Annotated in this window: 25 protein-coding genes and 2 pseudogenes; 12 read left to right on the top strand and 15 right to left on the bottom strand. The window is 64.8% G+C overall.

Going from position 1 to position 25636, the window contains the following annotated elements; genetic code table 11:
* Window positions 1-22: 22 nt before the first annotated feature.
* The 3 genes from HAP41_RS12250 to HAP41_RS12240 all read right to left on the bottom strand — a co-directional run bounded on the left by HAP41_RS12250 (window position 23) and on the right by HAP41_RS12240 (window position 3376).
* On the bottom strand, window positions 23-382 hold the full coding sequence (locus tag HAP41_RS12250; RefSeq protein ID WP_166106067.1) for a hypothetical protein: 360 nt from the start codon (window positions 380-382) through the stop codon (window positions 23-25).
* A gap of 118 nt (window positions 383-500) precedes the next feature.
* Window positions 501-1847: a Spy/CpxP family protein refolding chaperone gene (locus tag HAP41_RS12245; RefSeq protein WP_166101786.1), complete on the bottom strand. Its 1347-nt coding sequence runs from the start codon at window positions 1845-1847 to the stop codon at window positions 501-503.
* Between the two features lie 104 nt (window positions 1848-1951).
* Window positions 1952-3376: an FAD-binding oxidoreductase gene (locus tag HAP41_RS12240; RefSeq protein WP_085399524.1), complete on the bottom strand. Its 1425-nt coding sequence runs from the start codon at window positions 3374-3376 to the stop codon at window positions 1952-1954.
* 84 nt (window positions 3377-3460) lie between these two features.
* Here HAP41_RS12240 and HAP41_RS12235 point away from each other — a divergent pair, with 84 nt between their 5' ends.
* Window positions 3461-3955 (top strand): thioesterase family protein, encoded by a 495-nt coding sequence (locus tag HAP41_RS12235; protein ID WP_166101789.1) that lies wholly within the window; start codon window positions 3461-3463, stop codon window positions 3953-3955.
* Window positions 3956-4016: 61 nt separating this feature from the next.
* Here the strand turns inward: HAP41_RS12235 and HAP41_RS12230 are convergent, their stop codons facing one another.
* Window positions 4017-4190 (bottom strand): DUF1328 domain-containing protein, encoded by a 174-nt coding sequence (locus HAP41_RS12230; protein WP_018319670.1) that lies wholly within the window; start codon window positions 4188-4190, stop codon window positions 4017-4019.
* A 237-nt stretch (window positions 4191-4427) separates the two neighbouring features.
* On the opposite strand from HAP41_RS12230, the gene HAP41_RS12225 reads away from it, so the two are divergent.
* The 7 genes from HAP41_RS12225 to HAP41_RS12195 all read left to right on the top strand — a co-directional run bounded on the left by HAP41_RS12225 (window position 4428) and on the right by HAP41_RS12195 (window position 10907).
* Complete coding sequence (locus HAP41_RS12225) at window positions 4428-7040, top strand: ATP-dependent helicase (RefSeq protein ID WP_166101792.1); 2613 nt, start codon at window positions 4428-4430, stop codon at window positions 7038-7040.
* Window positions 7041-7048: 8 nt separating this feature from the next.
* Window positions 7049-7336 (top strand): type II toxin-antitoxin system HicB family antitoxin, encoded by a 288-nt coding sequence (locus HAP41_RS12220; RefSeq protein WP_166101795.1) that lies wholly within the window; start codon window positions 7049-7051, stop codon window positions 7334-7336.
* An 88-nt stretch (window positions 7337-7424) separates the two neighbouring features.
* Window positions 7425-7841 (top strand): hypothetical protein, encoded by a 417-nt coding sequence (locus HAP41_RS12215; RefSeq protein WP_166101797.1) that lies wholly within the window; start codon window positions 7425-7427, stop codon window positions 7839-7841.
* Window positions 7841-8503 (top strand): OmpA family protein, encoded by a 663-nt coding sequence (locus tag HAP41_RS12210; protein ID WP_166101803.1) that lies wholly within the window; start codon window positions 7841-7843, stop codon window positions 8501-8503. Before HAP41_RS12215 ends, HAP41_RS12210 begins: the two co-directional genes overlap by 1 nt.
* Before the next feature lie 151 nt (window positions 8504-8654).
* Window positions 8655-9191, top strand: coding sequence for an Mpo1 family 2-hydroxy fatty acid dioxygenase (locus HAP41_RS12205; protein WP_166101806.1), 537 nt, complete (start codon window positions 8655-8657; stop codon window positions 9189-9191).
* 29 nt (window positions 9192-9220) lie between these two features.
* Entirely contained in the window at window positions 9221-10252 is a 1032-nt protein-coding gene (locus HAP41_RS12200; protein WP_071910445.1) for an NAD-dependent epimerase/dehydratase family protein, read from the top strand.
* A gap of 28 nt (window positions 10253-10280) precedes the next feature.
* On the top strand, window positions 10281-10907 hold the full coding sequence (locus tag HAP41_RS12195) for a methyltransferase family protein (RefSeq protein WP_063981571.1): 627 nt from the start codon (window positions 10281-10283) through the stop codon (window positions 10905-10907).
* A gap of 539 nt (window positions 10908-11446) precedes the next feature.
* On the opposite strand, the pseudogene HAP41_RS12190 reads toward HAP41_RS12195, so the two are convergent.
* The 5 genes and pseudogenes from HAP41_RS12190 to HAP41_RS12175 form a co-directional block, all read right to left on the bottom strand.
* Window positions 11447-12282, bottom strand: a pseudogene (locus HAP41_RS12190) (IS5 family transposase).
* Between the two features lie 701 nt (window positions 12283-12983).
* The gene (locus HAP41_RS50725; RefSeq protein WP_166101810.1) at window positions 12984-13190 is read right to left on the bottom strand and encodes a DUF2934 domain-containing protein; all 207 of its coding nucleotides are present in this window, start codon (window positions 13188-13190) and stop codon (window positions 12984-12986) included.
* Window positions 13191-13483: 293 nt separating this feature from the next.
* Entirely contained in the window at window positions 13484-13690 is a 207-nt protein-coding gene (locus HAP41_RS12185; RefSeq protein ID WP_028147657.1) for a hypothetical protein, read from the bottom strand.
* Window positions 13691-13770: 80 nt separating this feature from the next.
* Window positions 13771-15044 (bottom strand): annotated as a pseudogene (locus tag HAP41_RS12180) (IS256 family transposase).
* Between the two features lie 406 nt (window positions 15045-15450).
* Window positions 15451-16014, bottom strand: a complete 564-nt coding sequence (locus HAP41_RS12175; RefSeq protein WP_224580878.1) for a hypothetical protein — start codon at window positions 16012-16014, stop codon at window positions 15451-15453.
* Window positions 16015-16368: 354 nt separating this feature from the next.
* Here HAP41_RS12175 and HAP41_RS12170 point away from each other — a divergent pair, with 354 nt between their 5' ends.
* A complete protein-coding gene (locus HAP41_RS12170) occupies window positions 16369-17673 on the top strand; it encodes a PQQ-dependent sugar dehydrogenase (protein ID WP_166101817.1) in 1305 nt (434 codons plus the stop codon).
* Window positions 17674-17676: 3 nt separating this feature from the next.
* Here the strand turns inward: HAP41_RS12170 and HAP41_RS12165 are convergent, their stop codons facing one another.
* Both HAP41_RS12165 and HAP41_RS12160 read right to left on the bottom strand, forming a co-directional pair.
* Window positions 17677-18501 (bottom strand): aspartate dehydrogenase, encoded by an 825-nt coding sequence (locus HAP41_RS12165; RefSeq protein ID WP_166101820.1) that lies wholly within the window; start codon window positions 18499-18501, stop codon window positions 17677-17679.
* Between the two features lie 38 nt (window positions 18502-18539).
* The gene (locus HAP41_RS12160) at window positions 18540-19457 is read right to left on the bottom strand and encodes a LysR family transcriptional regulator (protein ID WP_028147653.1); all 918 of its coding nucleotides are present in this window, start codon (window positions 19455-19457) and stop codon (window positions 18540-18542) included.
* Between the two features lie 156 nt (window positions 19458-19613).
* Here HAP41_RS12160 and HAP41_RS12155 point away from each other — a divergent pair, with 156 nt between their 5' ends.
* Both HAP41_RS12155 and HAP41_RS12150 read left to right on the top strand, forming a co-directional pair.
* Entirely contained in the window at window positions 19614-20912 is a 1299-nt protein-coding gene (locus HAP41_RS12155) for an MFS transporter (protein WP_166101827.1), read from the top strand.
* Window positions 20913-20933: 21 nt separating this feature from the next.
* Window positions 20934-22007 (top strand): tartrate dehydrogenase, encoded by a 1074-nt coding sequence (locus HAP41_RS12150; RefSeq protein WP_166101831.1) that lies wholly within the window; start codon window positions 20934-20936, stop codon window positions 22005-22007.
* Between the two features lie 55 nt (window positions 22008-22062).
* Here HAP41_RS12150 and HAP41_RS12145 read toward each other — a convergent pair whose 3' ends face one another.
* The 4 genes from HAP41_RS12145 to HAP41_RS12130 form a co-directional block, all read right to left on the bottom strand.
* Window positions 22063-23010, bottom strand: coding sequence for a LysM peptidoglycan-binding domain-containing protein (locus HAP41_RS12145; RefSeq protein WP_166101838.1), 948 nt, complete (start codon window positions 23008-23010; stop codon window positions 22063-22065).
* Window positions 23011-23153: 143 nt separating this feature from the next.
* Window positions 23154-23480, bottom strand: a complete 327-nt coding sequence (locus HAP41_RS12140; RefSeq protein WP_224580879.1) for a hypothetical protein — start codon at window positions 23478-23480, stop codon at window positions 23154-23156.
* 117 nt (window positions 23481-23597) lie between these two features.
* Window positions 23598-23852, bottom strand: coding sequence for a hypothetical protein (locus tag HAP41_RS12135; RefSeq protein ID WP_166101841.1), 255 nt, complete (start codon window positions 23850-23852; stop codon window positions 23598-23600).
* 62 nt (window positions 23853-23914) lie between these two features.
* Window positions 23915-24778 carry a DUF3313 domain-containing protein gene (locus tag HAP41_RS12130; protein WP_166101843.1) on the bottom strand — a complete coding sequence of 288 codons (864 nt, stop codon included), beginning with the start codon at window positions 24776-24778 and terminating at the stop codon, window positions 23915-23917.
* 172 nt (window positions 24779-24950) lie between these two features.
* Here HAP41_RS12130 and HAP41_RS12125 point away from each other — a divergent pair, with 172 nt between their 5' ends.
* On the top strand, window positions 24951-25628 hold the full coding sequence (locus tag HAP41_RS12125) for a TetR/AcrR family transcriptional regulator (protein WP_166101846.1): 678 nt from the start codon (window positions 24951-24953) through the stop codon (window positions 25626-25628).
* Window positions 25629-25636: the final 8 nt, after the last annotated feature.

Genomic DNA, 25636 nt, shown 5'->3' with positions numbered 1-25636 from the left:
CCGGATTTACGAGTACACGCCTCTAGGCCAGGGTCGGATGATCCCGCTGTATCGCCTCACGGATCCAGCTGGCATGGATCGCGCGAAACAGGATCTGCGCGGTCTTGAGGTCGTTCGCTGTCATGCAGAGATCGACGATGCGATGGACGGCGGCGTCGCGCATCAATCCATCCGAGATCTTCATCGCGATTTCCATCGCCACCTTGGCCGCGCGTTCATAGCGCTCACCTTCGCGCGTGTCGTTGCGCGCCGAACCGGCCGCGCTCGCGGCTGCGGCGTCACAAATCGCGCGGATGCGCTCGGCGGCCTCGATGTCGCCGAGCGGTCCTTCGATCGTCTCGTCCCAGATGTCCGCCGGCTTCCGCTTTGCGAACCACTTCATCGCCCCGTCACCAATGGTCTTCCAGCCGCCGTAGTTTCGCGCTCCCGCCTCGCCCAGCATAGAGAGGCCGATCGAGATCGGCGAGGCGATTTTTCCGCCACGCATTATCGATATGCAGTCAGGACGTCCGACGTGGTCCGATGGCCTCGAACTGCGCCTTCTGCTCGTCATTCAGCGTGGCGTAGAAATCCTCCAGCGCTGCGCGAACCGACTTGACGCCGTCGAGCATCGTGTCGAGCCGCTTGCGAACCGCGGCCATTCGCGCCGGCGGCGTCATCACGTCGCTGGGCTCGCAGGCCGCCTTGAGCGATGCGCTGACCTTGGCGCTGGTATCCTGGAGCACCTGTAGCGCGGCGCGCTGAGTGTCGTTGGGATGAAGCCTCGCGTCGATGTCAGTGCTGGGCCAATCGAGCGCAGCAGGCGTCGCGCAATTCTGGACCAGCGATCCCCCGGTGTTGCTGGAAGCCGTCGCACGACGCTGATCCTCGGCCAGCGCATTGAAGCGCGCCTTCTGCTCGTCGGTGAGCGAGCCGTAGAATCGATCGAGCGCGGGCTGAACGAGATCGACGGCTTTCTCCATCGCCTCGATGCGCTGCTGCATCGCCGTCAGCCGACCTGGCGCTGTCGCCGCGACCTGCGACGGGCAGGACGCGCGGATCATCTCGGACGCCTGGATCGAGGCATTGCCGAGTTCGTCGAGGCTTGCGCCTTGCGCCTCGGTCGGCTGCACCGCGGCGGCGATCTGGTCGATCGGCAGACCGACGATTTCGCGGCGGTCGCTGCCGCAGAGCCGATCCAGCGGGACGCCGCGCGCCTGGCGCCGTCCCACCGGCCGCTGCGGCAGATAGGCCGAGAGACCGTCATAGCCGTAGGGCCCGAAGATGCCGGCATAGATGTCCGGATAGCCGTAGCCCCAGAAGCCGAGACCGTCGCCCCAGATCGTGTAGTCGTAGAGATCGTTGTAGGCGAACGGCCAGAACAGCGGTCCGACCCAGCCATAACCGCCGCCCGCATGTTGCCACCACCCGCTGCTGGCGCCGTGCCAGCCGGCCAGTGCGGCCGCCGCTGCGATCTGGGCTCGCGCGGCCGGATTGCTGATCAGACGGCCGTTGCGGAAGGCGCTGGAATGCACGTTGAGGGCGTTGCGAAAATTCGCAGGACGGACGGCCGCATTGCGGATCTGGCCGAAGTTCGGGCCGCGATGTCGCGCGCCAGTTGCGAAGCGGGGCCCGCCATGATGCCCGCCGCCATGCGCGTGCCCGAAGCCATGACCACCAAAATGGCCGCCTCCATGATGACCACCACCATGATGACCGCCGCCGTGATGGCCACCGCCATGCCCGCCTCCATGCCCGCCTCCGTGCCCACCACCATGGCCGCCACCGTGCCCGCCCTTGCCCAGAGCCGTGCCCGCCAGCATGCAGGCAAGCGCCATCACGGCAATTCCAATGACAGGTCGCAACATCGCATCCTCCCGCAGAGCCGCGCCATCGAGGCATCGGAAATTGACGGGATTGGAACCGGCCTGACTGCCGAAAGTTCCGCGACCGCGACGCAGCCGCCCGCGCGCTATGCCTCCGGCACGATCTTGCCAGGATTGAAGATATTCAGCGGATCGAGCGCCTTTTTCAGCGCCCGCATCGCGTCGAGCGCTTCGGGGCCGAGTTCCGCCTTGAGATATTTCTGCTTGCCCTGGCCGATGCCGTGCTCACCGGTGCAGGTGCCGTCCATCGCCTGCGCGCGCTCGACCAGGCGATGCATGAACTCCTCGCCACGCGCCATCTCGTCGGCATCGTTGGTGTCGCAGACCAGCGAGCAGTGGAAATTGCCGTCACCGACATGGCCGACGATCGGCGACAGCAGGTTGAGGCGCTTGAGATCTTCCTCGGTCTCGCCGACGCAATCGGCAAGCCGCGAGATCGGCACGCAGACGTCGGTTGCAACCACGCCGATGCTGTCGCCGGGACGCAGCGCCTTCACCGACCAATAGGCGTCGTGCCGCGCCTGCCACAGCTTGGTGCGATCCTCCGGCTTGGTGGTCCAGGAGAAATCGCCGCCGCCGCAATCCTTTGCGATCTCGCCGAAGGCCTTGGACTGCTCGCCGACCTCGACCTCGCTGCCGTGGAATTCCATCAGAAGCAGCGGCGTTTCCGGCAGCGTCAGCTTCGAATAGGCGTTGCAGGCCTTCACCTGCGCGGCGTTGAGCAGCTCGATGCGCGCCACGGGAATGCCGGTCTGGATCGCCAGGATCACCGCCTGACATGCCCCGTGCACGGTCTCGAACGACACCGCACCGGCCGCGATCGTGTCAGGGATTCCGCGCAGGCGAATGGTCAGCTCGGAGATGATGCCGAGCGTGCCTTCGGCGCCGACGAACAGATGCGTCAGGTCGTAGCCGGCGGATGATTTCTTGGCGCGCGTGCCTGTGGTGATGATCTCGCCGTCGCCGCGCACGACCTTCAAAGCGAGTACGCTGTCGCGCATGGTGCCGTAGCGCACCGCGTTGGTGCCGGAGGCGCGGGTCGAGGCCATGCCGCCGAGCGAAGCATCCGCGCCGGGGTCGATGGGGAAGAACAGGCCCTGGTCGCGCAGATGCTCGTTCAGCGCCTTGCGGGTGACGCCGGGCTGGATCACGCAGTCGAGGTCCTCGGCATGCACCGCGAGCACCTTGTTCATGTCGCGCAGGTCGATCGAGATGCCGCCGGCGGGCGCGTTGACCTGGCCCTCGAGCGAGGTGCCGGTGCCGAAGGCGATGACGGGCACGCGGTTCCTGGCGCAGATCCGCACCACGTCCTGGATGTCGGCGGTCTCCTGCGCCATCACCACGCCGTCCGGCGGCTGGTTGACGATCCACGTGGTGGTATGGCCGTGCTGCTCGCGAACGGCCTGCGAGGTGATGAGGCGGTTGCCGAACCGTGCGGCAAGCTGCTCCAGCGCGCTTGCGAGGGCTTTCGGCTCGACCCGCGGCGGATTATTGGTGATGGTCGTACCCACGGACATTCCTCCCGACAGAAGAACCGTGGCAAAGGACATCTAACCGGTCAAGTCAAGCGACCGCGCGCATAGCAGGAAAGACACATGCCGGAGACCGCCGCTGCCGAGCCGTTCCGCTCGTCGATCATGCAGATCGAGCCGCAATGGATCGACTATAACGGCCATCTCAACATGGCCTATTACAACGTGATGTTCGACCGCGCGATCGACCAGATGTGGTTACAGCTCGGGATCGGGCCGGGCTACATGAAGGAGCGAGGCGGCTCGACCTTCACTGCCGAATGCCATGTGCGGCATCTGCGCGAAATCCACCTCGGCGATCCCGTGCAGGTGTCGGTCTGGCTGCTCGAAGCCGACGACAAGCGGCTGCATACGTTCCAGGAGTTGCGGCACGCGACCGAAGGCTGGCTGTCGGCGACCTCCGAAAACATGTCGCTCCACATCGACATGGGCTCGCGAAAGGTGGCGGCCTTTCCGCCCGATATCCGGCAGCGCATTGCAGCCGTCGTGGGCGCCCACGGCGCCGTGCCGCGGCCCGAGGGCATCGGCCGAAACGTGGCGATGCCCTCGAAGCGGTAGTGCATGATCCGGAAAAGTGTGAAGCGGTTTTCCGGTAAGGCCATGCACCCATCAGACCGCGCTACACCCTGTTGCGGCCTCGGGCAAGGCCCACCACGGCCGAGACCAGGAACAGTACGACCGCGATGAAGAAGATGATCTTGGCGATCTCGATCGAGGCGCCGGCGATGCCGCCGAAGCCCAGGATGCCGGCGATCAGTGCGATAACCAGAAACGTCACAACCCAGCCTAGCATGGTCAAACCCTCGTCTTGATGTCTGTCTGCGTCGGCGCGGCTGGCCGCGCCACCTGTCCAGACAATCTCGACGCGGGAACGATGGTTCCGGCCCACGCAAGCTGGAAATTCGCCCTCGCCGAGGGAACAAATCGGCCCGCCGCGCACGTGGAAAACCTCGGCCCGGCGCCCCATATAGGGAGCAATCCCTGTTAAGAAGGCTCCCTTCCACCACCCTGCGGTGCCATCGTGGGGCCAATGATTCGCATGACCGAGCCGAGCAAAATCACCAGCGTACCCGACCACCAGCCCGCAGCCGGCGGCATCGCCGCGCGTGCGCGCGCGTCCGTGGGCCCGAAATATCTGTCCGGGCTCAATCGCGAGCAGCGCGACGCCGTGGAGACGCTGGACGGCCCGGTCCTGGTGCTGGCCGGCGCCGGCACCGGCAAGACGCGCGTGCTGACCACGCGCATCGCCCACATCCTCAGCCAGGGCCGCGCCCGCCCCGCCGAGATCCTGTCGGTGACCTTCACCAACAAGGCCGCGCGCGAGATGAAGCATCGGCTCGGCCAGATGCTCGGCCATGCGGTCGAAGGCATGCCGTGGCTCGGCACCTTCCACTCCATCGGCGGCCGCATCCTGCGCACCCATGCCGAGCTGGCGCAGCTCAAGTCGAACTTCACGGTGCTCGACACCGATGACCAGGTGCGGCTGCTCAAGCAGCTTCTGCAGGCCGACAACATCGACGACAAGCGCTGGCCGGCACGCATGCTGGCCGGCCTGATCGACGGCTGGAAGAACCGCGGCCTGACGCCGTCGCAGGTGCCGTCAGGCGAAGCCGCCGTGTTCGCCAACGGCAAGGGCGGCAAGCTCTATGCGAGCTACCAGGAGCGGCTGAAGATCTTGAACGCCGCCGATTTCGGCGATCTGCTGCTCGAAGACATCCGCATCTTCCGCGAGCACCAGGATATCCTCCGGCAGTACCAGCAGCGCTTCAAATTCATCCTGGTCGACGAATATCAGGACACCAACGTCGCGCAATATCTGTGGCTGCGACTGCTGTCGCAGGCGCCGACGTCTCCCTCCTTCACCTCTCCCCGCGTGCGGGGAGAGGTCGCATCGCAAAGCGATGCGGGTGAGGGGGACTCTCCGCAGACTGAACTCGTGGAGACAGCCCCTCACCCCGACGCTCTCAGCGCGAGCGAAGCTCGTCGCGACCCCGCAAGCGGGGCGAGGGAGCAGTCGCCCCACGTCAAGAACATCTGCTGCGTCGGCGATGACGACCAGTCGATCTACGGCTGGCGCGGCGCCGAGGTCGACAACATCCTGCGCTTCGACCACGATTTCCCCGGCGCCAAGGTCATTCGCCTCGAGCGCAATTACCGCTCGACCGGCCATATCCTCGCCGCCGCCTCGCATCTGATCGCGCACAACGAAGGCCGGCTCGGCAAGACGTTGCGCACCGAGGACCATGACGGCGAGAAGGTCACCGTCACCGGCTCGTGGGATTCGGAAGAGGAAGCCCGCGGCATCGGCGAGGAGATCGAGCAGATCCAGCGCCAGGGCGAGAAGCTCAACGAGATCGCGATCCTGGTGCGTGCCTCGTACCAGATGCGCGAATTCGAAGACCGTTTCGTCACGCTCGGCCTGCCCTACCGCGTGATCGGCGGCCCGCGCTTCTACGAGCGCGCCGAAATCCGCGACGCGCTGGCTTATCTGCGCGTCATCAACTCGCCCGCCGACGATCTCGCCTTCGAGCGCATCGTCAACGTGCCCAAGCGCGGCCTCGGCGACGCCACCGTGCAGATGCTGCACGACCACGCCCGCAAGCGCCGCATCCCGCTGTTCGAGGCGGCGCGCGCGGTGGTCGAGACCGACGAGCTGAAGCCGAAGGCGCGCGGAAGCTTGCGCGACGTCGTCGCCCAGTTCGACCGCTGGCGCGCCCAGCGCGAGGTCACCGCGCATACCGATCTCGCCCAGATCGTGCTCGACGAGAGCGGCTATACCGAGATGTGGCAGAAGGACCGCTCGGCGGATGCCGCGGGTCGGCTGGAGAACCTGAAAGAGCTGGTGCGCTCGATGGAGGAGTTCGAGAACCTGCAGGGGTTCTTGGAGCACATCTCGCTGGTGATGGACCGCGACGGCGGCGCCGAGGAAGACGCGGTGTCGCTGATGACGCTGCATTCGGCCAAGGGCCTCGAATTCGACAACGTGTTCCTGCCCGGCTGGGAGGAAGGCCTGTTCCCGAGCCAGCGCACGCTGGACGAACAGGGCCGCGCCGGCCTCGAGGAAGAGCGCCGGCTCGGCCATGTCGGCCTGACCCGCGCGAGGCGCCGCGCAAAGATCTACTTTGCGACCAACCGACGGATCCATGGCACCTGGTCGACCACGATCCCGTCGCGCTTCCTCGACGAATTGCCGTCCGCCAATGTCGAGATCACGGAATCCAAGGGCGGCTCGGCCTGGGGCGGCACCGGCGGCTACGGCGCCTCGCGTTTCGACGACATGGAGGCGTTCGGTTCCACCTATTCGACCCCGGGCTGGCAGCGCGCCCAGGCCAACCGCAACCGGGGCGGCGGCCGCAGTGGCGGCGGCCAAGGCGGCTTCGAGGAACAGGCCTCGTCGTTCTCCTCCTCATCCGGCCCGGATTTCGGCAGCTTCTCCTCACGCCGCCGCGGGCCGATGACGATCGAGGGCGAGCTGGTCGCCAAATCCACCGGCACCACCTCGGAATTTTCCCTCTCCGACCGCGTCTTCCACCAGAAATTCGGCTACGGCCGCGTCACCAAGATCGACGGCAACAAGCTCACCATCGCCTTCGACAAGGCCGGCGAGAAGAAGGTCGTGGACAGCTTCGTGCAGCGGGCGTGAGGCCTGATATGCCTCGGTACGTCGCCATCATCGTGGACGCAGGCCCGGACGACGCCGTCGGCTTGTGGTTTCCCGACCTGCCGGGCTGCATTTCCGGCGGCGACGACGTCGACGAGGCCCTGGAGGGTGCGCCCGAGGCGCTCGCATTTTATGCGCAGGAGCTGCGCGCGGACGGCCGCCAGCTTCCCCCGCCGCGGACATTGGACGAGCTCAAGGCCGACCCTGCTGCGGCCGACGACCTCAGGAAACACACGGTCGCCCTGATCGAATGGCCACCCCTCCCTGAGGCCGAGTGAGGACTGTTCGCCGCACTAGCCGGACGTTCGACAGTTCTCGCCCGAACGCCCCTTGACCACCGCGAACTTCCCCGTATCAGATGCGCCCATGGTCCGGGGCTCCATCACACTGATCTTGCTGGCATTGGTTATGCCGTCGCTAGCGGCGGCGGAGACCATGAGCTTTGGCGATTCGATCGGGCTCCTGGCCAAGAGCTGCGGCGCGGAAATCGTCGCGAATTGCCGCGGCGTCAACCCGGACTCGACCCGGCTGAAAGAGTGCCTGTCCCGCAACCGCGACGTGCTCTCGCAGCAATGCCAGAGCGACTATCTCGGCGCCTTCGATGCCATCCAGAAGCGCGTCGCCGCGCGCGTCACGGTGGCGAACGCCTGCCAGCGCGAGATCGTCAAGGTCTGCGGCGGCTCGACCAAGGAGACCAGCAAGTCGATCCCCTGTCTGGTCTCGACGCCCAAGGGCATCAGCAACAACTGCCTGAAGGCCGTCGACGACGCGGGGTATCGGTGATGCGCGCGAACGGAATCGCCATCACGCTGGTCGTGGTCCTGGCCCTGCTCGCGGGCGCAGCAAGCGCGCAGACGGCGGCGCCGACCCGTGACGACATCGTCGGCAAGCTGAACCATTTCGAACAGGCCGCCGAGGTCGACCTTCCCGCGCTGAAGCAGCAGGTGATGGAGCGCGCCAAGGCCAGGATCAAGAACGATCCGGGTCCAGTGAACCGCCCGCTGATCGCGCCTGACCTCGCCAACCTGCCCGCCTTCAACGCGCAGATCCAGTTCGACGCCGACACGCCGATCATCCAGCCCGCGTCCTACCAGACCGTCGGCCGCATCGCGGACGCGCTGGTTAACTCCTCGCTGCTGCCGTACACGTTCCTGATCGTCGGCCATGTCGAATCCAATGTGAAGACGCGCGAGGCCAATGCGATCCTGAGCCAGCGACGCGCCGATGCGATCCGCGACGTCCTGGTGAACACCTTCAAGATCTCGACCAAGCGGCTGCATCCGATCGGCCTCGGCGAGGAGCAGTTTCTCGACCGGGCCAAGCCGACCTCGACGGTCAACGGTCAGTTGCAAATCCTGACCTATGCCAAGGTGCCGGAGGAGGCGCCTGCGCATCCAGCTGCGGCGCCCGGGCCTGCGGCGAAAAAGCCCGCCAAGAAGCGCTGAGCGAGATCGCTTCCCCTGACGGAACTCTTTGAAGTTCCGACCGTTTTGCGGCCTGTCGAAAGCGCAACAGCCATGCTTTGCGCGACACGCGAGCCGGTTTGTGCACTGCCCTATCAGGTGCTATAGCCAGTTCTCGCCCTTCCCCGACCCCATGCTGCACGAGACCGAGATGGCTGGTTATTTTCAACGCCAACTGGCCGATTACGTCGAATATCATCGCGATCCCTGGAACTGCGCGATGCACGTGGTCGGAATCCTCCTGCTCTTCACCGGCGCCGTGCTGCCGCTCACCCTCGTGCGTTTTCCCATCTTCGGGATCGAGGTGAGCCTGGCCGTGGTTGCGGCCCTGCCGGTGCTGGTTTACTGGCTGATGCTGGACGCCGGGATTGGACTCGGCATCCTTGCCGCGATGACCGTGCTGCTTTCGGTCGCAACCGCAATCGGCAATCAGGCCTCGATCGTCATGATGTGGTCGATTTTTGCGGTGCTGATCGGATTTGGCGTCGCGGCGCAGATCGTGGGCCACAGGGTTTTCGAGGAACGGCAGCCGTCGATGGTCGACCACCCCGCGCATTTCCTGCTTGGACCGATGTTTGTCATGGCGAAATTATTCATTGCATTGGGCTTCCGTCGCGACCTTGCCGCGATTTTGGCGCCTCTTCCGACCAATTCCCTTTCAACCCGATAGCTCTAGAAGCGAAACAGCAAACCTTCTGCATGGCTCTCGTACTGGTTACCGGTGGCAGCGGCTTCATCGGACATCATCTTGTAGAAGCGCTCCGCGCCCGTGGGCAGCGGGTACGCGTTCTCGATGTCCGTGCGCCGGCCGCAGCGAACGCGGACGTTGAACACATCCACGGCTCGGTGCTGGACGGTACCGCGGTCGAGGCCGCGATCGCCGGTGTCGATCAGGTCTATCACCTCGCCGGCCTGCCCGGCATGTGGGTCGCCAACAAGCAGGACTTCCACGACGTCAATTGCCGCGGCACCGAAATCGTGCTTGCCGCGGCGATGAAGCGCGGCGTGTCGCGCTTCCTGCACTGTTCGACGGAATCGATCCTATTCCCCTATTCCGACCTCAACGGCGTTGCCGCCGAAGAGGCGCTGCAGCCGGCCGATGCGATGCCCGGCGCCTATACGCGGTCGAAGTCGCTCGCCGAGCACCACGCCGCGAAGGCGGCGGCCGCGGGCTTTCCGCTCGTGATCGGCACGCCGACCATGCCGATCGGCGCCGCCGACCACAACCTGACGCCGCCGACCGCAATGCTGTGGTACTTCCTCCAGAAGAAGGTGCAGCCGCATCTCAACTTCCTGGTCAATCTCGTCGATGTCCGCGACGTCGCGATGGGCCTTGTGCTGACCATGGAGCGCGGCCGCATCGGCCAGCGCTACATCCTCGGCGGCGACTGCGTCCCGCTCGGCAACATCCTGCGGATGATGTCGGCGATGAGCGGCCGCCGGCAGTTCCCGGTCGTCGTGCCCGGCAAGATCGCCGAGCTCTCCGCGATCATGCTCGAATCCATCTCCGATCGCATCACGCGCCGGCCGCCCAACGGCACCGCCGAGGGCGTGCGCATCGCGCTTGCCGCGAGCGACCTCTCGATCGGCAAGGCGCGCACCGAGCTCGGCTACGCGCCGCGCCCGATCGAACCGGTCTTGCGCGAAACCATCACCCATCTGCTCGCCCGCAACGGCCAGCGGCCCTCCGGCGCCATCGAGCATCACGCGCTTTCCTCGCGCGCGAGCTAAGGCCTCCGCCCAAACGCAAAGAACCTTCATGTCCTTCGATTTCAGCAAGCTTCTCTCCGTGGCCTGGGGTGGCTGGACCACGACCTGGCCGACCGAACTCCTGGCCTTGATCTGGCTCGCCTTTCTCGCCAGCTGGGTCGGCGCCTCGTTCTGGCAGGGCCGCACCCAGAAGCAGGTCATGACGCTGGAGTCGCAGCGCTATCGCCTGCCGATCCTGGTCGGCGGAATCCTGTACACGCCGTGGGTTGCACAGGTCCTGGGCTGGAAGCCGCTCTGGGTGCTCGGCAACACCGGCATCTACATCGCCGCGGTCCTCTCGGCCGCCGGCATCGCCTTCGCCTGGTGGGGCCGGCTGCATCTCGGAAAATTCTGGTCCAACACCATCACCCACAAGGAAGACCACCGCGTTATCGACACTGGCCCCTACGGCATCGTGCGTCACCCGATCTACACGGGACTGATTGCAGGCATGCTCGTCACCGGCATCGCGATCGGCCTCGTAACGACGATCCTCGGCGCCATCCTGATCTCGCTCGGCATGTGGCAGAAGGGCCGGATGGAAGAGGTGTTTCTGTCCAAGGAGCTCGGCGAAGACGCCTACGGCGCCTATTGCCGCCGCGTGCCGATGATCATTCCGTTCCTATCGCCGCGGTGAGCGTCCTGAAGGCGCGGTCGCTGCGTTCCGCTTTCTCTGCACGACGTTACTGCTAGTGTCGGACTTGCGCTCGATCCAAGTTTTACCATCAGTCGCTTGCTTGTCAGCCAAGCAAGCGACGATACGAAATATCTCGCAGGACGAGAGCGGGTCTGCGAGGGCATGCGCCTAGCCCTAGCCGTGGTGCCAGAGGAGTGAAGTCCGTAAACTGACAACGCTACGGAGAAGCCTATTATGCAGTTGTCAAAGGTCGCCGCGTTGGCGCTCATCGCTAGCTTGTCCAAGCCTACTGTCTGTATCTCGGGCGGCGGCCGTTTCTGAATGCTCAATCTCAGGCACACTAGCGGATTGGGGCGAGAACTCGACGGCCGACATTGACCTCACGTCCGGAGGAAGTTGCCAATTTCCAATCAAGATACGCGGCACGGTGAGTGGCTCGGACATCTCTCAAAAGCCGTCACACGGCAAGCTGAAAAGGGTCAACCTGTCTACGTTCGAATACAAGGCGAAGGCCAAATATAAGAGTCTGTCCGGAAAGATTACCTTGGATTGCATAGCTTTCGCAGCATGAGTCGGATGGAGGCCAGCTTGAGAAAGGCGAGCGCCCTGTGATTGAAGCATTCCCAATCTTTGGACAGTCTTCGGCATCGCCCGAGCCAGGCAAAGGTACGCTCGACGATCCAGCGTTTGGGCAAGACGACGAAACGGTGAGCCTGATCGGAGCGTTTGACGATTTCGAGGTTCACGCGCTTCAGAGCGCTACGCAGCCCCTTCTGGAAATGTGGCCCTTGATATCCGCCGTCGGCGTAGAGCTTCAGAAGAAAGGGATAGAGGCCGAACAACGTTGCCATCAGGAGCACGCCGCCGTCGCGATCCTGGATGTCCGCCGCATGCACGATGGCGTGCATCAAGAGGCCTTGCGTGTCGACGAGAATGTGCCGCTTCTTGCCCTTGATCTTCTTGCCCGCGTCGTAGCCATGGAGATCATGAGGCCCCCTTTTTCAGCGCTTTTCACGCTCTGGCTATCGATGATGGCGGCGGTGGGAGAAGCCTCGCGCTCGGCCCTTTCGCGACATTCGACATAGAGGGCGTGATGAATTTTATCGAGCGTGCCGTTCCAGCTCCACAGATCGAAGTAGCCATACAGCGTCGAGCGCGGCGGCAGGTCCTTGGGGATCGCGCGCCACTGGCAACCTGTGCTCAGGATGTACATCAGCCCGTTGGCAATCTCGCGCAGGTCCACCGTACGCTTGTTGCCGCCGCGCTTGGCCGGCGGGATGCGAGGCGCGATCAGCGCCCACTCCTCGTCGGTCAAGTCGCTCGGATAGCGCAGGCGGCTGCGGTCGTAGCGTGCACGGTTCTCGGTAGTCCACATTGGCGGCGCGTCCCCATCGAATCAGGCCGCTCACCTTGAATCACAACCGATTCATTCGACTCAACATGTTTTGGAACAGACACTAAGGGTAGCGATACCTTTGCCATCAAAGCGACGGGTCAGGGACCGACAGCTTCTGGCACGTCGGCAATCACTGTGCACGCGACGATCAAATAGCGTTCCTCGCTCGATTGCATGGTGAACGCGGAAGCAACAGCCGCCCGATGTCTCGCGCCAATGGCACCACAATGAAAAGGGACCATCGGAGTAACCGATGGTCCCAAAAGCCTCAAAGGCTCTTCGCTGGCAAAGGCCTTGCCGTGTCTTGCCAAGTTGGGCTGCGAGCAGACTTGGCGGGCTGCTTGCAGGGTTGATGCTCGCTCTACGCTGGCCTTCTGGACCCTGGCCTCTTTGACGCTGGCCTTATGGACGCTGGTCCCGTCGGACACTGGTTGCCATTGGCTCTGGTCACGTCGGCGCTCGTCGCTCTCGGCGCTGGATGGTGCGAGAAACCGACTCGATCAACCAATGCCAATTGAACTGCCGACCCGACGAATAGTCTAGGTGTTGTTGTCTGTTCCTCTCGAAGAAATTTGGGTTAGCGAGGCTGCCAATTCCCGCATCGTTGGATGTCATTTCTAACGACGACCGGCAGCCCGCCGACCGAATTGCGAATGGCGCACGTCCTCGCGCTGGACCCGTTAGCGCGAGTTTTGCTTTTTCGGGGATCGCACCCTTCTGGCGGGTTTTGTCACTACGATGTCAGCCACAGCAGGGCTTGCAACTGACGTCTCGAGAATTTCGTATTGAGCATGCATCCAATGGACTTCCGCCTTTCCGTCGGGTTGCCCATCGGCGACCCAGAGGTGGTAGGCGCGCTCGCGAATTGCCTCTTCCAGATTTGGCATGGGATTTTCCTTGCGAATGATCCGCCCAGCCCGGCCAAAAGACTTGCTCCAGTAGGGTTAATGAAATCTTAACGGGGCAGCGGAAGCCATGAGTCGTGCGGGTGCGGCCCAAGGGCGGTCGGCGCTCATTGCGAGAAATCTCGGCGGCCTTCGCGGACGCAGGTCGCAACGAACGGTAATCCGCATGCGGCGACCGGCATCAAACTCATGCTTACCGAGGGTCGACGAGGCCGTGCACGGGCCGCCTCTTTTGGGGGCTCGGGGCTCGATTGACACCAGCACAGCGAAACTAGTCAGTCGATTGGCGCGAGCCGTTCGTTCCACCGCGCCGCAAGGTTTTTGATCTGCTCGAAATGCAGGATCGCCGGTTCACCCTCGCGGACGATTGTCGTCCGCTTGCGTTCCTTGGGTGGCAACGTCATCGCGCGCGATACTGCCGCGCGCAGTTTCATCGAGCCGTGATCTGTCAGGGTGACGAGTTCTTCCGGGTCAAGGGCCATGGGTCCACGCCTACGCTACCGGCTGGGGGATGTCCCGATCGCTGTTGAACTACGTCGGGTCGACGTTGCCGGAATGAATATTACGCAGCCCTCGTGACGTGGGCAACGGACTTGATTGTCATGCGATCGTGGTGAGCTTGAAGGGCCGCACGCAGAACCGACAATTGCTTATGCGCCTTCAATCGTCGGAAGCCCTTGTTGGCCTCGATCATACCGGCCGCGACCCATCGCAAGGCCATACCGGCATCCCGCCAGCGTTTAACGTTGCGCGTGACGCGGCGAATGGTGCCCATCATGTTCTCGGCGATATTGGTACAGGCGAGCGATCGGCGAAGCTCCTTCGGCAACTTCAACCGGACGACAGTCAGGATTTCGTCGAGGCCTTCGAGGATACTGGCCGCAACGCCGGGCCATTGCTGGTCGAGTCGACGCGCGAGATTGCGGATCAATTTTTCAGCCTTGTCGGCGTCATCGAGCTCCCAGGCCTGGCGCAGCACCCGGCGGGTGGCCGCATGATGCTCTTTCGGCAGGCGTTCCATGATGTTGCGCGCCTTGTGGATCTGGCAGCGCTGGATCGCAGCGGCCGAACCGAAGGTGCGGCGGATCGCCTTCGACAACGCCTTCGCGCCGTCGGCGATGAACAGTCTTGGCACCGTCGGGTCGAGCCCGCGCGAGACCAGGTTGTCCAGCAGGGCCTGAACCGTTGCTGCATTCTCGGTCGCCCCTTCCACCAGCGCCAGCGGATGCTTGTTGCCTTCGCCGTCAACCCCGATCGCGGCCACCAGCACGAGATCGTCGTCGAGATGCAGCCCGTCGATTTGGACCACCAGAAGGTCGAGCGCGGACAGATCGGCAGCCATGAAGTCGGCCAGCCGCGCCGCCGACAGAGCCACGAACCTCCGCGAGGCCGCCGACTTCGAAATCCCCGATCCGGGCGGTGCCGGCACGTCACCCTCGGGCAGCCGGACGGCGCGGCCGAACCGGCGCGTCGACACATTGATCAGCATCAGGTTCATCGCCCAGCGACCGAGCCAGTCCTCCTGCGCCGCCGTTTCCCAGCTCGGGATCGTGACCTCGCGGCCGTCCATGCCCCGGACCCGCGGGCGACCGACCTCGATCTTGCCGCCGTGGAAACCGATCCGCCCCCGCGTTCGGCCCCAACGGTGCGCCCGCCGCGCCGCATCACGACCGTGGCGCGGCCCGCAGGCCGCTGTCACATCCGCCTCCATCATCGTGCCGAGCGCCTCGATTCCTGCCGCAAGGCAGAACCGATCGAAGCTCGCTCGCACTTCCGCAAATGATTCTCCACAGCCCCGGTCGCCGGCCAACCAGCCGGTGTGATATCTCTCGTCATGGCGTTGCTCTCCTTTGTGGAATCAGCACCCCGAGCCTACCGGCTCAAGGTGGGCAACGCCGACCTCTTCAGAAATTCAACAGAACCCGGGACATCCCCACCGGCTGGCCCGCAAGCCAGCACACGCGCCCCGAATGCCCAATTCTCCAGATAGCCCAACATGGTTAATGGTTCGTTATCGTTTGGCTCTGTCATTGGAATTGGCGCGCGCGGGTAACGCGGGGTGTTGTCCCGTAAGTAAAATGAGCCTCTCAGGCTGCACCGGCCCTATTTGGGTCGAACCCCATCCCGCCCGATTTCAAATGCTGAAGGCGGTGGCTACCGCCAGGCTCACAGCAGGGTGAGTTCGCCCGCTCCGCGCCTGCCCGCGCGGTAGCACCCAGTGAGTCATTGCAGTCGCAATTGATCAGGCTACCGCTGCCAACCTGCCATCGGCATGCGGATTTGCGCAAAGCAGACGCTTGCGAATGGCCTCTTCAACGAGCGCGAGCGCTTCCTTGGCTTGTCGCGCTTCGGCTTCCGCAACTTCGGCGCGAAGCTCTACGGCCGTCAACTTATCCTTCTGAGCTTCAATGCAGCACTGGGCTTGCTCCAGCGCTCGGCAAGCATCTTGCAGCTTAGTTTGGGTGGCTACGGTGAGTTCACGCTGTGCCCGCTCGGCGGCCTCCGCTCGCCCTTCGGCCAGCCGCAATCTTTCTATGGCGCTCGTGCAAAGTGATTGGGCACGCGCTTCGGTCACGCGGGCGTGCTTCTCCATATCGCGGAAGACATCGGCCGCTTGATATACCAGATCGAGAGCCGTTGCTCCCTTGTCTGGTGCCAGCGGTGAGGGAAAGCTCAGGACGCCCTCATCCCCTCCAACTGGCGCTCTGGAACCACGCTGCGCCATGCAATTCAAGCTCGTCGCGAACACACATACACGGGCAGTATCATGAATAGCTATGGTTAACGGATGGTTAAACAGTTGCATGCTTGGAGATGTCGTAACGGCGCGCGGCGGGCAATGGCACCGAAAATCAGTCAGCAACGTCCTTTGGGCGTGCCTAGCGTAGGAGCAGAGGCTCGCGCCGGCGGCTGGACCGGCAAATCGGCCGCTGACTTTCCTCTCCATGCAAATTTGGTCGGCTGCCATTCCTCGGGAATAGGCGCTGATCTAGTTCCGTAACGGTTGACCTTTTTGCCGCTACCCAGTTGGATGCGCGCGCAAAAAGGCACGACGACATCCCATCGTGGATATGGAGAGGTCGACGATAAGGTCTGAGCCCGCGCGGGGCTTTGGGCGATCCGTCGTTGGACTGTGCCGTACGTTCAACAGGGGATTTCCATGACCTTTTCCAGCATCTTCGCGCAGTTCGTCGCGCTGATCGGCGGTGCCGCGCTGCAATGGCGGCGGCTGTCGGGCACCGCGCCCGCGCCGGCCTGGGGCCAGGCGCCGGCGATTCCCGAAGCGAAGCCGCAGGGGGCGCTGCCGACCTTGAAGATGCCGACGGCCAGGGGCTGGAGCGAGGGGCAGAAGCCGACGGTCGCCCCCGGGCTCAAGGTCAATGCGTTCGCGACTGGACTCGACCATCCGCGCTGGATCGAGGTGCTGCCGAATGGCGACGTGCTGATCGCGGAGGCGACGCAGATTGCGGGCGCGCCAAGGTCGGTGTTTCACTATGCGATGCAGGCGACGATGCGGCGCGCCGCAGCGCTCGGCGTCAGCGCCAACCGCATCACGCTGCTGCGCGACAAGGACGGCGACGGCGTCGCCGAAGTGCGCGGCGCCTTCATGGAGAACCTCAGCCAGCCCTTCGGCATGGCGCTGGTCGGCAACACCTTCTATGTCGGCAACACCGACGGCGTGATGGCCTTCCCCTATGTCGCCAATGCCGACCGCATCACCGCGCCGGGCAAGCGGCTCACGACGTTCAAGCCGAGCGGCCACTGGACGCGCAGCCTGCTCGCAAGCCCCGACGGCAAGAAGCTCTATGCCGGTGTCGGCTCGCTCAGCAACATCGCCGAGATGGGCATGGAGGTCGAGGAAGGCCGCGCCGCGGTCTATGAGCTCGATCTCGCCGCCGGCACGCATCGCATTTTTGGTGCGGGACTGCGCAACCCGGTTGGACTCGCGTGGGAGCCCAATACGAACGTGCTCTGGACCGTCGTCAACGAGCGCGACGGGCTCGGCGACGAGACGCCGCCGGACTATCTCACCTCGGTGCGCGACGGCGGCTTCTACGGCTGGCCCTATTGCTACTGGGGCAAGACGGTCGACGATCGCGTGCCGCAGGATCCGGCGATGGTCGCCAAGGCGCTTCAACCGGACTATGCGCTTGGCGGCCACACCGCCTCGCTCGGCCTGTGCTGGATGCCGGCGGGCACGCTGCCCGGCTTCCCCGACGGCATGGTGATCGGCCAGCACGGCTCGTGGAATCGCAGCACGCTGTCCGGCTACAAACTGGTGTTCATCCCGTTCGAGAACGGCAAGCCTTCCGGCCCCGGTCGCGACATCCTGTCGGGCTTCCTGTCCCCGGACGAGAAGGAATCCTACGGCCGCCCGGTTGGCGTCGTGATCGGCCCCGACAAGAAGTCGCTGCTGATGGCCGACGACGTCGGCAACGTGATCTGGCGCGTCACGGGCGCGTAGAGGTTACGTCCCGACACAAAGCGTGGCGCGCTGCTTGCGTAGCAGCGCGATCACGGAGAGCGCCGTGATCAGGCCCGTCTTGGGATTCTCCGACGGGATGTTCTCGATCGACATCGAGAAGCGCGCCGAATCCGCTTCGACCTCGATGCGGTGAACGTTGCGCGTCACGGTCGGATCGGCCCAGATCTGCACCGAGGTGCGGTCGGGCCCGACGCCCGCGAGCGACAGCGCGACCGCGACGTTGAGATTGGCCGGAAAGCCCTTTGCGGCCTCGCGCGCGGTGCCCTCGAACAGCTTGAGCGGCTCGCGCAGATTGTCGATATCGATGTTGTTCTCGACGATGAAGGGCGCGCCCTTCAAGCCGTCGATCGGCTTGCGCGTCACCATCTTCACCGAGTTGATGGTGCCGATTGCGGCGGCGTTGACGGCGTCCAGCCCGATCAACGCCCCGGTCGGCACGATGATGCGGCCACCATTGGCGCGGGCGAGATCGACGAGATCGAAATTGTCGAGCAGCCCGCCGACGCTGACGACGACCGCGGCCTTGCCGCGTTTCACCGCGGGTTCGACGATCGCGCGCAACTGGCTGCTCGGCGCGCATTCGACCACGATATCCGCGGCGTCACCGAGCTGATCGATCGGCAGCACGGATGGCGCACGACGCAGGCCGCCCAGAAACGCCTGATGCTTGGCGGGATTGCGCACCGCGACGGCCGACAGGGTCAAGCCCTCGATACCCTGATCGAGCGCCGACGCGATCTTGGTGCCGATCGAGCCCAGGCCTGCGATGGCAACCCGCAATTCGTTCGAAGCTTTCTGTCCAGTCATCGCATCCCACCTTCTCGCCAGGCCAATGTCATAGCCGCTCACGCCTCCCGCGCATAGCTGCGCAGGCGCGCCTCCAGCACCGCCAGCATGGCATCGCGGGCCGGGTCGCGCGAACCGCGCAGCCATGCGGCGGCAAGCGGCAGGCGGCCGATGGGGCCGCTCTGCTTCGGCCGCAGCGGCACGAAGCGCACGCCCGTCACCGCCATCCGCGTGGTCCAGCGCGGCACGATCGCAACGCCGAGCTTCGTTGCCACCAGATGGATGATGGTCTGCTTCTCGTCGGCGACCTGCACGATGCGCGGCGTCAGTCCGGCCTGCTCGAACAGCTTGATCGTGAGGTCATGGCTGTGCGGCCGCGAGCGGCGGTCCGGCACCAGCATCGCCTCGTCGGCGATCTGCGCCAGCGTGATCGACTTGCGCTCGGCGAGCGCATGCCGCTGCGGAAACGCCACGATGGCGGTCTCCTGGAGCAGATCGCGGAATTCGAGCCGCTTGTCCGCACTGTCGGGCGGGCGGACGAAGGCGAGATCCAGCGCGCCGGTCAAAATCTTCGGCAGCAGCCGGACGGTCTTGTCCTCGAGCAGCTGCACCGCGATCTCAGGATGCTTGTCGCGGAAATCGCGCAAGAGCGGCGGCAGCAATCCCGCCGCCGCGCTGTCGATGGCGCCGACCCGCAGCCGCCGCGCGGCGCCGGCACGCGAGCGGTTGCGCAGATTGCTCTCGACCGCCTCGACCTTGGCGAGGATGGCGCGGGCATCGCGCAGCAGCGTCGAACCGTCTTCCGTCAGCGACACCGCGCGCGTGGTCCGTGCGAACAGCCGCGTTCCCAGATCTTCTTCCAACAGCCTGATCTGCCGGCCGAGCGCGGAGGGCAGCATCTGAAGCTGCTGCGCCGCATGGCCGAAATGCAGCTGCTCGGCCGCCGCCACGAAGCATCGCAACTGATGCAATTCCATCCAAGGTCCTCTCGTCTCGCCAGGCGAGGATTATATCATTTTTTTGTATAAACCAGCGCCAATTGAGTATGCCTCCTTCCCCCGCCTAGGCTCGTTGCCGGCGTGGACCTCCGGGTCCGCCGATACAACAACGAACCGGAACTCGAGGAGGCCAGGGTGGCGAGCGAGATTCAGACGCGCGTGCTGCGCAAGATCACCTGGCGCATCGTTCCCTTCATCATGCTGCTGTACTTCGTGGCCTTCATCGACCGCGTCAATATCGGCTTCGCCTCGCTGACGATGAACAAGGACATCGGCCTGTCGTCCGTGGTCTACGGCTTCGGTGCCGGCATCTTCTTCTGGGGCTACTTCCTGTTCGAGGTGCCGTCCAACATCATCCTGCACAAGGTCGGCGCGCGGATCTGGATCGCGCGGGTGATGATCACCTGGGGCCTCGTGTCGGCGGCGATGGCGTTCGTGCAAGGCGCGACCAGCTTCTACGTGCTGCGCTTCCTGCTTGGTGTCGCCGAAGCCGGCTTCTTTCCCGGCATCATCCTCTACCTCTCCTACTGGTTCCCGGCGCGCCAGCGCGCCGCGGTGACCGCGCTGTTCATGGCGGCCGCGCCACTCTCGACCGTGCTGGGCTCGCCGATATCAGGCGCGCTGCTGGAGATGGACGGCCATCTCGGCTTCAAGGGCTGGCAATGGCTGTTCGTGCTGGAGGCGCTGCCGGCCGTGGTGCTCGGCTTCGTCGTGCTCGGTTTCCTGACCGATCGCCCCGAGAAGGCGAAATGGCTTGCGGAGGACGAGCGGCGCTGGCTGGTCGAGACCATGAACGCTGAGACCACGAGCAAGGCCGCGACCGCGAGCCACAGCATCTGGCGCGGGCTTGCGGACCCGCGGGTGCTGGCGCTGTCGCTGATCTATTTCGGCACCTCGGCCGGCCTCTACACGCTCGGCGTCTGGGCGCCGCAGATCATCAAGCAGTTCGGCCTCTCCTCGCTTCAGGTCGGCTTCCTCAACGCCCTGCCTGCAACCGCCGCCGTCGTCGCCATGATCCTCTGGGCGCGGCACTCGGACCGCACCGGCGAGCGTACCTGGCACGTCGTGTGGGCCTGCCTGATCGCCGCTGCGGGCCTCGCCTATGCCGGGCTTGCGGCCGGCGTCGTCGCCGTGCTGGTGGCGTTGGCGCTGGTGAACATCGGCATCTCCTCGGCCAAGCCGCCGCTGTGGAGCATGCCGACGCTGTTCCTGTCCGGCCCCGCGGCCGCGGCTGGGATCGCCACCATCAACTCGATCGGCAATCTCGGCGGCTTCGTCGGTCCGGCCATGATCGGCTGGATCAAGGACCAGACCGGCAGTTTTGTCGGCGGACTCTATTTCGTCAGCGGCCTGCTCGTTCTCTCGGCGGTCCTGACCCTGCTATTGTCGCGCGCGCAGACCGCGCCCGTCGAACCCGTCCCGCAATCCCACTGACATCTCAAACGGAGCATCTTCATGCGCACTCATTCGATCGCAGCAATTCCGGCCGACGGCATCGGCCCCGAGGTTATCTCGGCCGGCGTCCGCGTGCTGGAGGCGCTCGCAAAACGCAGCGGCGACCTCGCCTTCAACGTCAAGACGTTCGACTGGGGCTCGGACTATTACAAGAAGCACGGCGTGATGATGCCGGCTGACGGCCTTGCCGAGCTGAAGAAGTTCGACGCGATCTATTTCGGCGCGGTCGGTGCGCCCGATGTGCCCGATCACATCACGCTGTGGGGCCTGCGCCTGCCGATCTGCCAGGGCTTTGACCAATACGCCAACGTGCGGCCGACCAAGATCCTGCCCGGCGTCGCCTCGCCGTTGCGCAATGTCGGCATTGGCGATCTCGACTGGGTGATCGTGCGCGAGAACTCGGAAGGCGAATATGCCGGCATGGGCGGCCGTGCCCACAAGGGCCTGCCGGAAGAGGTCGGCACCGAGGTCGCTGTGTTCACCCGCGTCGGCGTCACCCGCATCATGCGCTACGCGTTTCAGCTCGCGCAGTCGCGGCCGCGCAAGTTCCTGACGGTCGTGACCAAGTCGAACGCGCAGCGCCACGGCATGGTGATGTGGGACGAGATAGCAGCCGAAGTCGCGACCGAATTCCCCGATGTGACCTGGGACAAGATGCTGGTCGACGCCATGACGGTGCGCATGACGCTGCATCCGAAGAGCCTCGACACGATCGTTGCGACCAACCTCCACGCCGACATCCTCTCCGATCTTGCCGGCGCACTCGCCGGCAGCCTCGGCGTCGCGCCGACCGGCAACATCGACCCGCAGCGCCGCTTCCCCTCGATGTTCGAGCCGATCCACGGCTCGGCGTTCGACATCACCGGCAAGGGCATCGCCAACCCGGTCGCGACCTTCTGGACCGGTGCCCAGATGCTGGAGCATCTCGGCGAGAAGGACGCGGCAATACGGCTGATGTCGGCGGTCGAGCGCGTCTGCGCGGCCGGTGTGCTGACGCCCGATGTCGGCGGCAAGGCGACGACGAAGGAAGTCACGGACGCCGTGATCGACGCGATCCACGGGACGAACGTGTAATCGCTACCCGACGTCATGGCCGGGCTTGTCCCGGCCATGACGAGTTGTGGATCAACTACTTCCGCCCTTGCGGCGGCGGCGCCGGCGCCGCCATCGCGGCCACAGGCTCCGGCGGCGTCAGATGGCGCGGGACGATGATGGACTGGCCGGGGGTGAGGGTCGCGTTCTCCGCCAGCGAGTTGCTCTGCGCCAGCGTCCACAGTGGCACGCGGCGGGCGGCGGCGATGCTCTCCATGGTGTCGCCCGCGCGCACCGGCACCCGCACGCCGCTGTCCCACAATTCCACCGGCGTGTTCGGCGGCACGAGATAGCGCAACGGTACCGCATCGGCCTGGCTCTGCGCGGGGATGCGTGGCAGCTGCGTCACCATCTCGATGATCTGGCGATGGATGTCGTCCGACTTCTCGATGTTGATGTGCGAGACGCGGCTGTTCTCCTTGAGGTCGTAGCTCGCGTAATGGCCGCGATAGCCGGGCACGGCCACGACGTCGCCGCCGCCGAGCACGCTGTCGGAGAGGAAGATGTTGATGAAGCGCTCGACATTGAGCGGCACGTCGCCGGTCGCATGCGCGGAATCGATGGCGATGACGAGGCTGATCCGGATGTTCTCCTTGGCCGCCATCTCGGAGATCACGACCGAGCACAGCCCGCCCATGGAGTGGCCGATCAGCACGATCGGCGCCGGGCTCTCGTTGTAGCTGGAGATGACACGATCGCCGATCCATCGGCAGATGGTGAATTCATAGACGTCGGCCGAGAAGCCGGCCTTCGTCAGCTTTTCGCTGAGCCGGTCCATGCCGGTCGAGAAGATCGGCCCCATGGCGCCGCGGAACAGGTAGATCTTTGGCGGCGGCAGCGGTTCGGCGGGCGGGGCAGGAGGCGGCGGCACAGCGGTCGCGACCGCGGGGCGCTTCGGCTTCGCAGGTGAGGCAACGGCCATGCCGGTGCCTAGGGCGAGCAGCGCAACCGCTGCCAGCACGACTAGCCGCCTCAAATCGATCATCCGTCCAGCAGTCCCGCCATGGGAGGCAAAGGCCTCCTCCGCGGGCTTAGTGACCACCGATTGGGTGGATTTTGGGGCACGGAACCGGGCCCGTGACGCCCGTCGGTCGAGGTTCTCATTCGGCCCCCTTGCCATCCCCGACATCAATTGAACGGAACCCATGGCTGGGCTTCGCAGGCGTCGAGGATCACCGAGCTCTGGATTCCCTTGTAGGCGTCATCGTCGAAAAAGACCGAATAGGCCGGGTGTCTGTCAGACGGACCACCGAGCTGCCTCAGGCAGACGAAATACGACGCCGGCCCGTGGTCAGTAGGGCGGACGGCGGATGTCTCGAGTGCTCCGGTCAGCTTGACTTCGGCGGCTGCCTTCCTGACGCCCTCCTGCACCGCCTTGGCACCAGGCGGACGCGGAGGATGATAGACAGGAGGCAAATTCCCGCTCGACGCGCATCCCGCCAGCAGCAGCGTCAAGACGGCGGACAAGGCCGCCAGAGATCTGCGGCGGCCGAAGACGGACCTTCGCTGGCCGCACGCCAACTCATATCGTGAATGCATCGCTTGTCCCCGGTGCCGCGCTCGGTGCGCGCCTCATCCCTGGGTCAAGACGAGATAGAGGCAGCCGGCGACCGTGGGCAGGAACGCGACCAGGGCCGTCATCCAGAAGCCGGGCTCGAGCATCGAGTCCTGGTCATCCCTCTCGTCGACTGCATGCCGATCTGCGTTCGTCCGGCTCCACGCCTCATCGGCCGTGAACAGGGGAACGCTGCTCGCGCGCGCATCGTCACGCGCTGCGCTTTGGCGCAAGGCGCGTTGGGAAGGGCGAGTTATTCCGGATGTCAGCATGTCATCAACTCTGATCGGCTACCAATATGTCGAGCTCGGATGTTGCGGGGCGCGCAGCCGCATCATTGTGTCAGCGCCTGCTCTGAATTCGCTCCGGGCACAGGCGGCGGGGCCGGATTGTTGGCCGGGCTCTCCTTGGCGCCGGAATCGGTCCAGGCCGGCGGCAGGCCGAGCCCCTGCCCCGCGATGCCGGTGATGCCGGGAAACCGTCCGAACGCTTCGCAGGCGACGTATTTGGGTGCACCGCCGAGGCGCACGGGAATGCTGTCCATCGGCGGCAGCGCAGGGATGCCGCCGAACGGCGACTCTCCGGTCGTAACCAGTTTTGCGAAGTCCGTGCCGAAATCGGCGGCGAGATCGTAGGCATCGCCCTCATTGGCGACCCGCGGAGAGTTGGTAATCGAGTTGGCGCCGCGCGCCCAGACCATGGCCGCCTTCTGAAATCCTGCAAAATCGCGCGCTTCCGCCTCGACCGACAGGCTGCCGAGCCCGACCGGAAGCCTCGGCACCGGTACAGGCACGCCGGGCAGCGCAACGGTCTTGGCAATCGACAGGGCTTTCGATGCGCCGGAGGCGGTCGGGCTGGTCGGCGCGGCATGCGTCACCGTCGCCTGCACCGTGAGATCGGCGTCGTCATCGGATGAGACGATACGGAAGCGCTCGCTCAAGCGGAGACACAGCTCGCGGCTGATGGCGTTCGCAACCAGGCGACGTTCCTTTTCGTTCAACACGACATCGGTGCGCGCGGGAAAGACGGTCGATGCGATCCGGATCGTCTTCGCCGCCAGCACATCCTGCTTGTTCACGCGGATTTTCGATCGCGTCACCAGCCCGTTCGCTTCCGACATCCGGTCGTAGCTCCTGAGCGAGCCGGCCTGTTCGAGCGGCGCGGTCGCACACCCTCCGAGCGCAAGCGCGGCACCCATCAGGGCCGTCCGTGGAAAGCACATGGTCCCATTCCCGCTTCGGCAGCTTATTAGAGAGATCGCTCTAATAATCACTTCTCACGCCTCGCAACATCCGTCAACATAAATAGATGGAACTCTCTAATTTTGATTTTCTCGTGGCGGACCGTCGTGCTAAACGGGGCGAGTGTGAATGGAGATGTCCGGTTTGAGGAAAGTCGACCCCGTCAAGCATGAGCAGAAGCGCGGGGAAATCCTCGGCGCGGCGATCCGCTGCTTCATCAGGGACGGCTTCCGCGGCGCCAGCACGACAGATATCTGCACCGAAGCCGGCATCAGTCCGGGCCACCTCTATCACTACTTCGCGAGCAAGGAGGCGATCATCGAGGCGATGATCGACCTCGGTCTCGCGCGGTCGGCCGAAAAGTTCGAAAAAATTCTGGCCGCCCCCGACGTGATCGAGGCGCTGCTCGTCGATATCGAGGAATCCAGCCTGCGATTTCGTCCCGCCCAGATCCTCAATCTGGATGGCCTCGCGGAGGCCGCCCGCAATCCGGAATTCGCCGAGATCATCGAACGCCACACCGGGGCGGTCCGCCGCATGTGGAGCGATTTCCTGCGCCAGGCGCAGCAGCAGGGGCGGGTGGATCCGGGGTTAGATCCGGACGCGACGGCAAACATCCTGATCGCCCTCGTCGACGGATCCCGCGCCATGCCGATCCGCAATCCCAAGCTGGATATCAAGCAGAGCGTAGAGCATCTGAGAACGATGCTCGTCCGCTTCCTGAACCCCCCCGACGCACAGAGCGTTGCGACCAAGCCCCGCATTCAGAAGACCGGTCGTCCCCTGAAGCTGGTCAGGAAGCGATAGAGCCCGAC

The sequence above is a fragment of the Bradyrhizobium barranii subsp. apii genome (assembly GCF_011516635.5).
GTDB classification, from domain to species: domain Bacteria; phylum Pseudomonadota; class Alphaproteobacteria; order Rhizobiales; family Xanthobacteraceae; genus Bradyrhizobium; species Bradyrhizobium barranii.
Note: the sequence above shows the minus strand (reverse complement) of the source record. Positions and strands in the feature narration are given on the sequence as shown.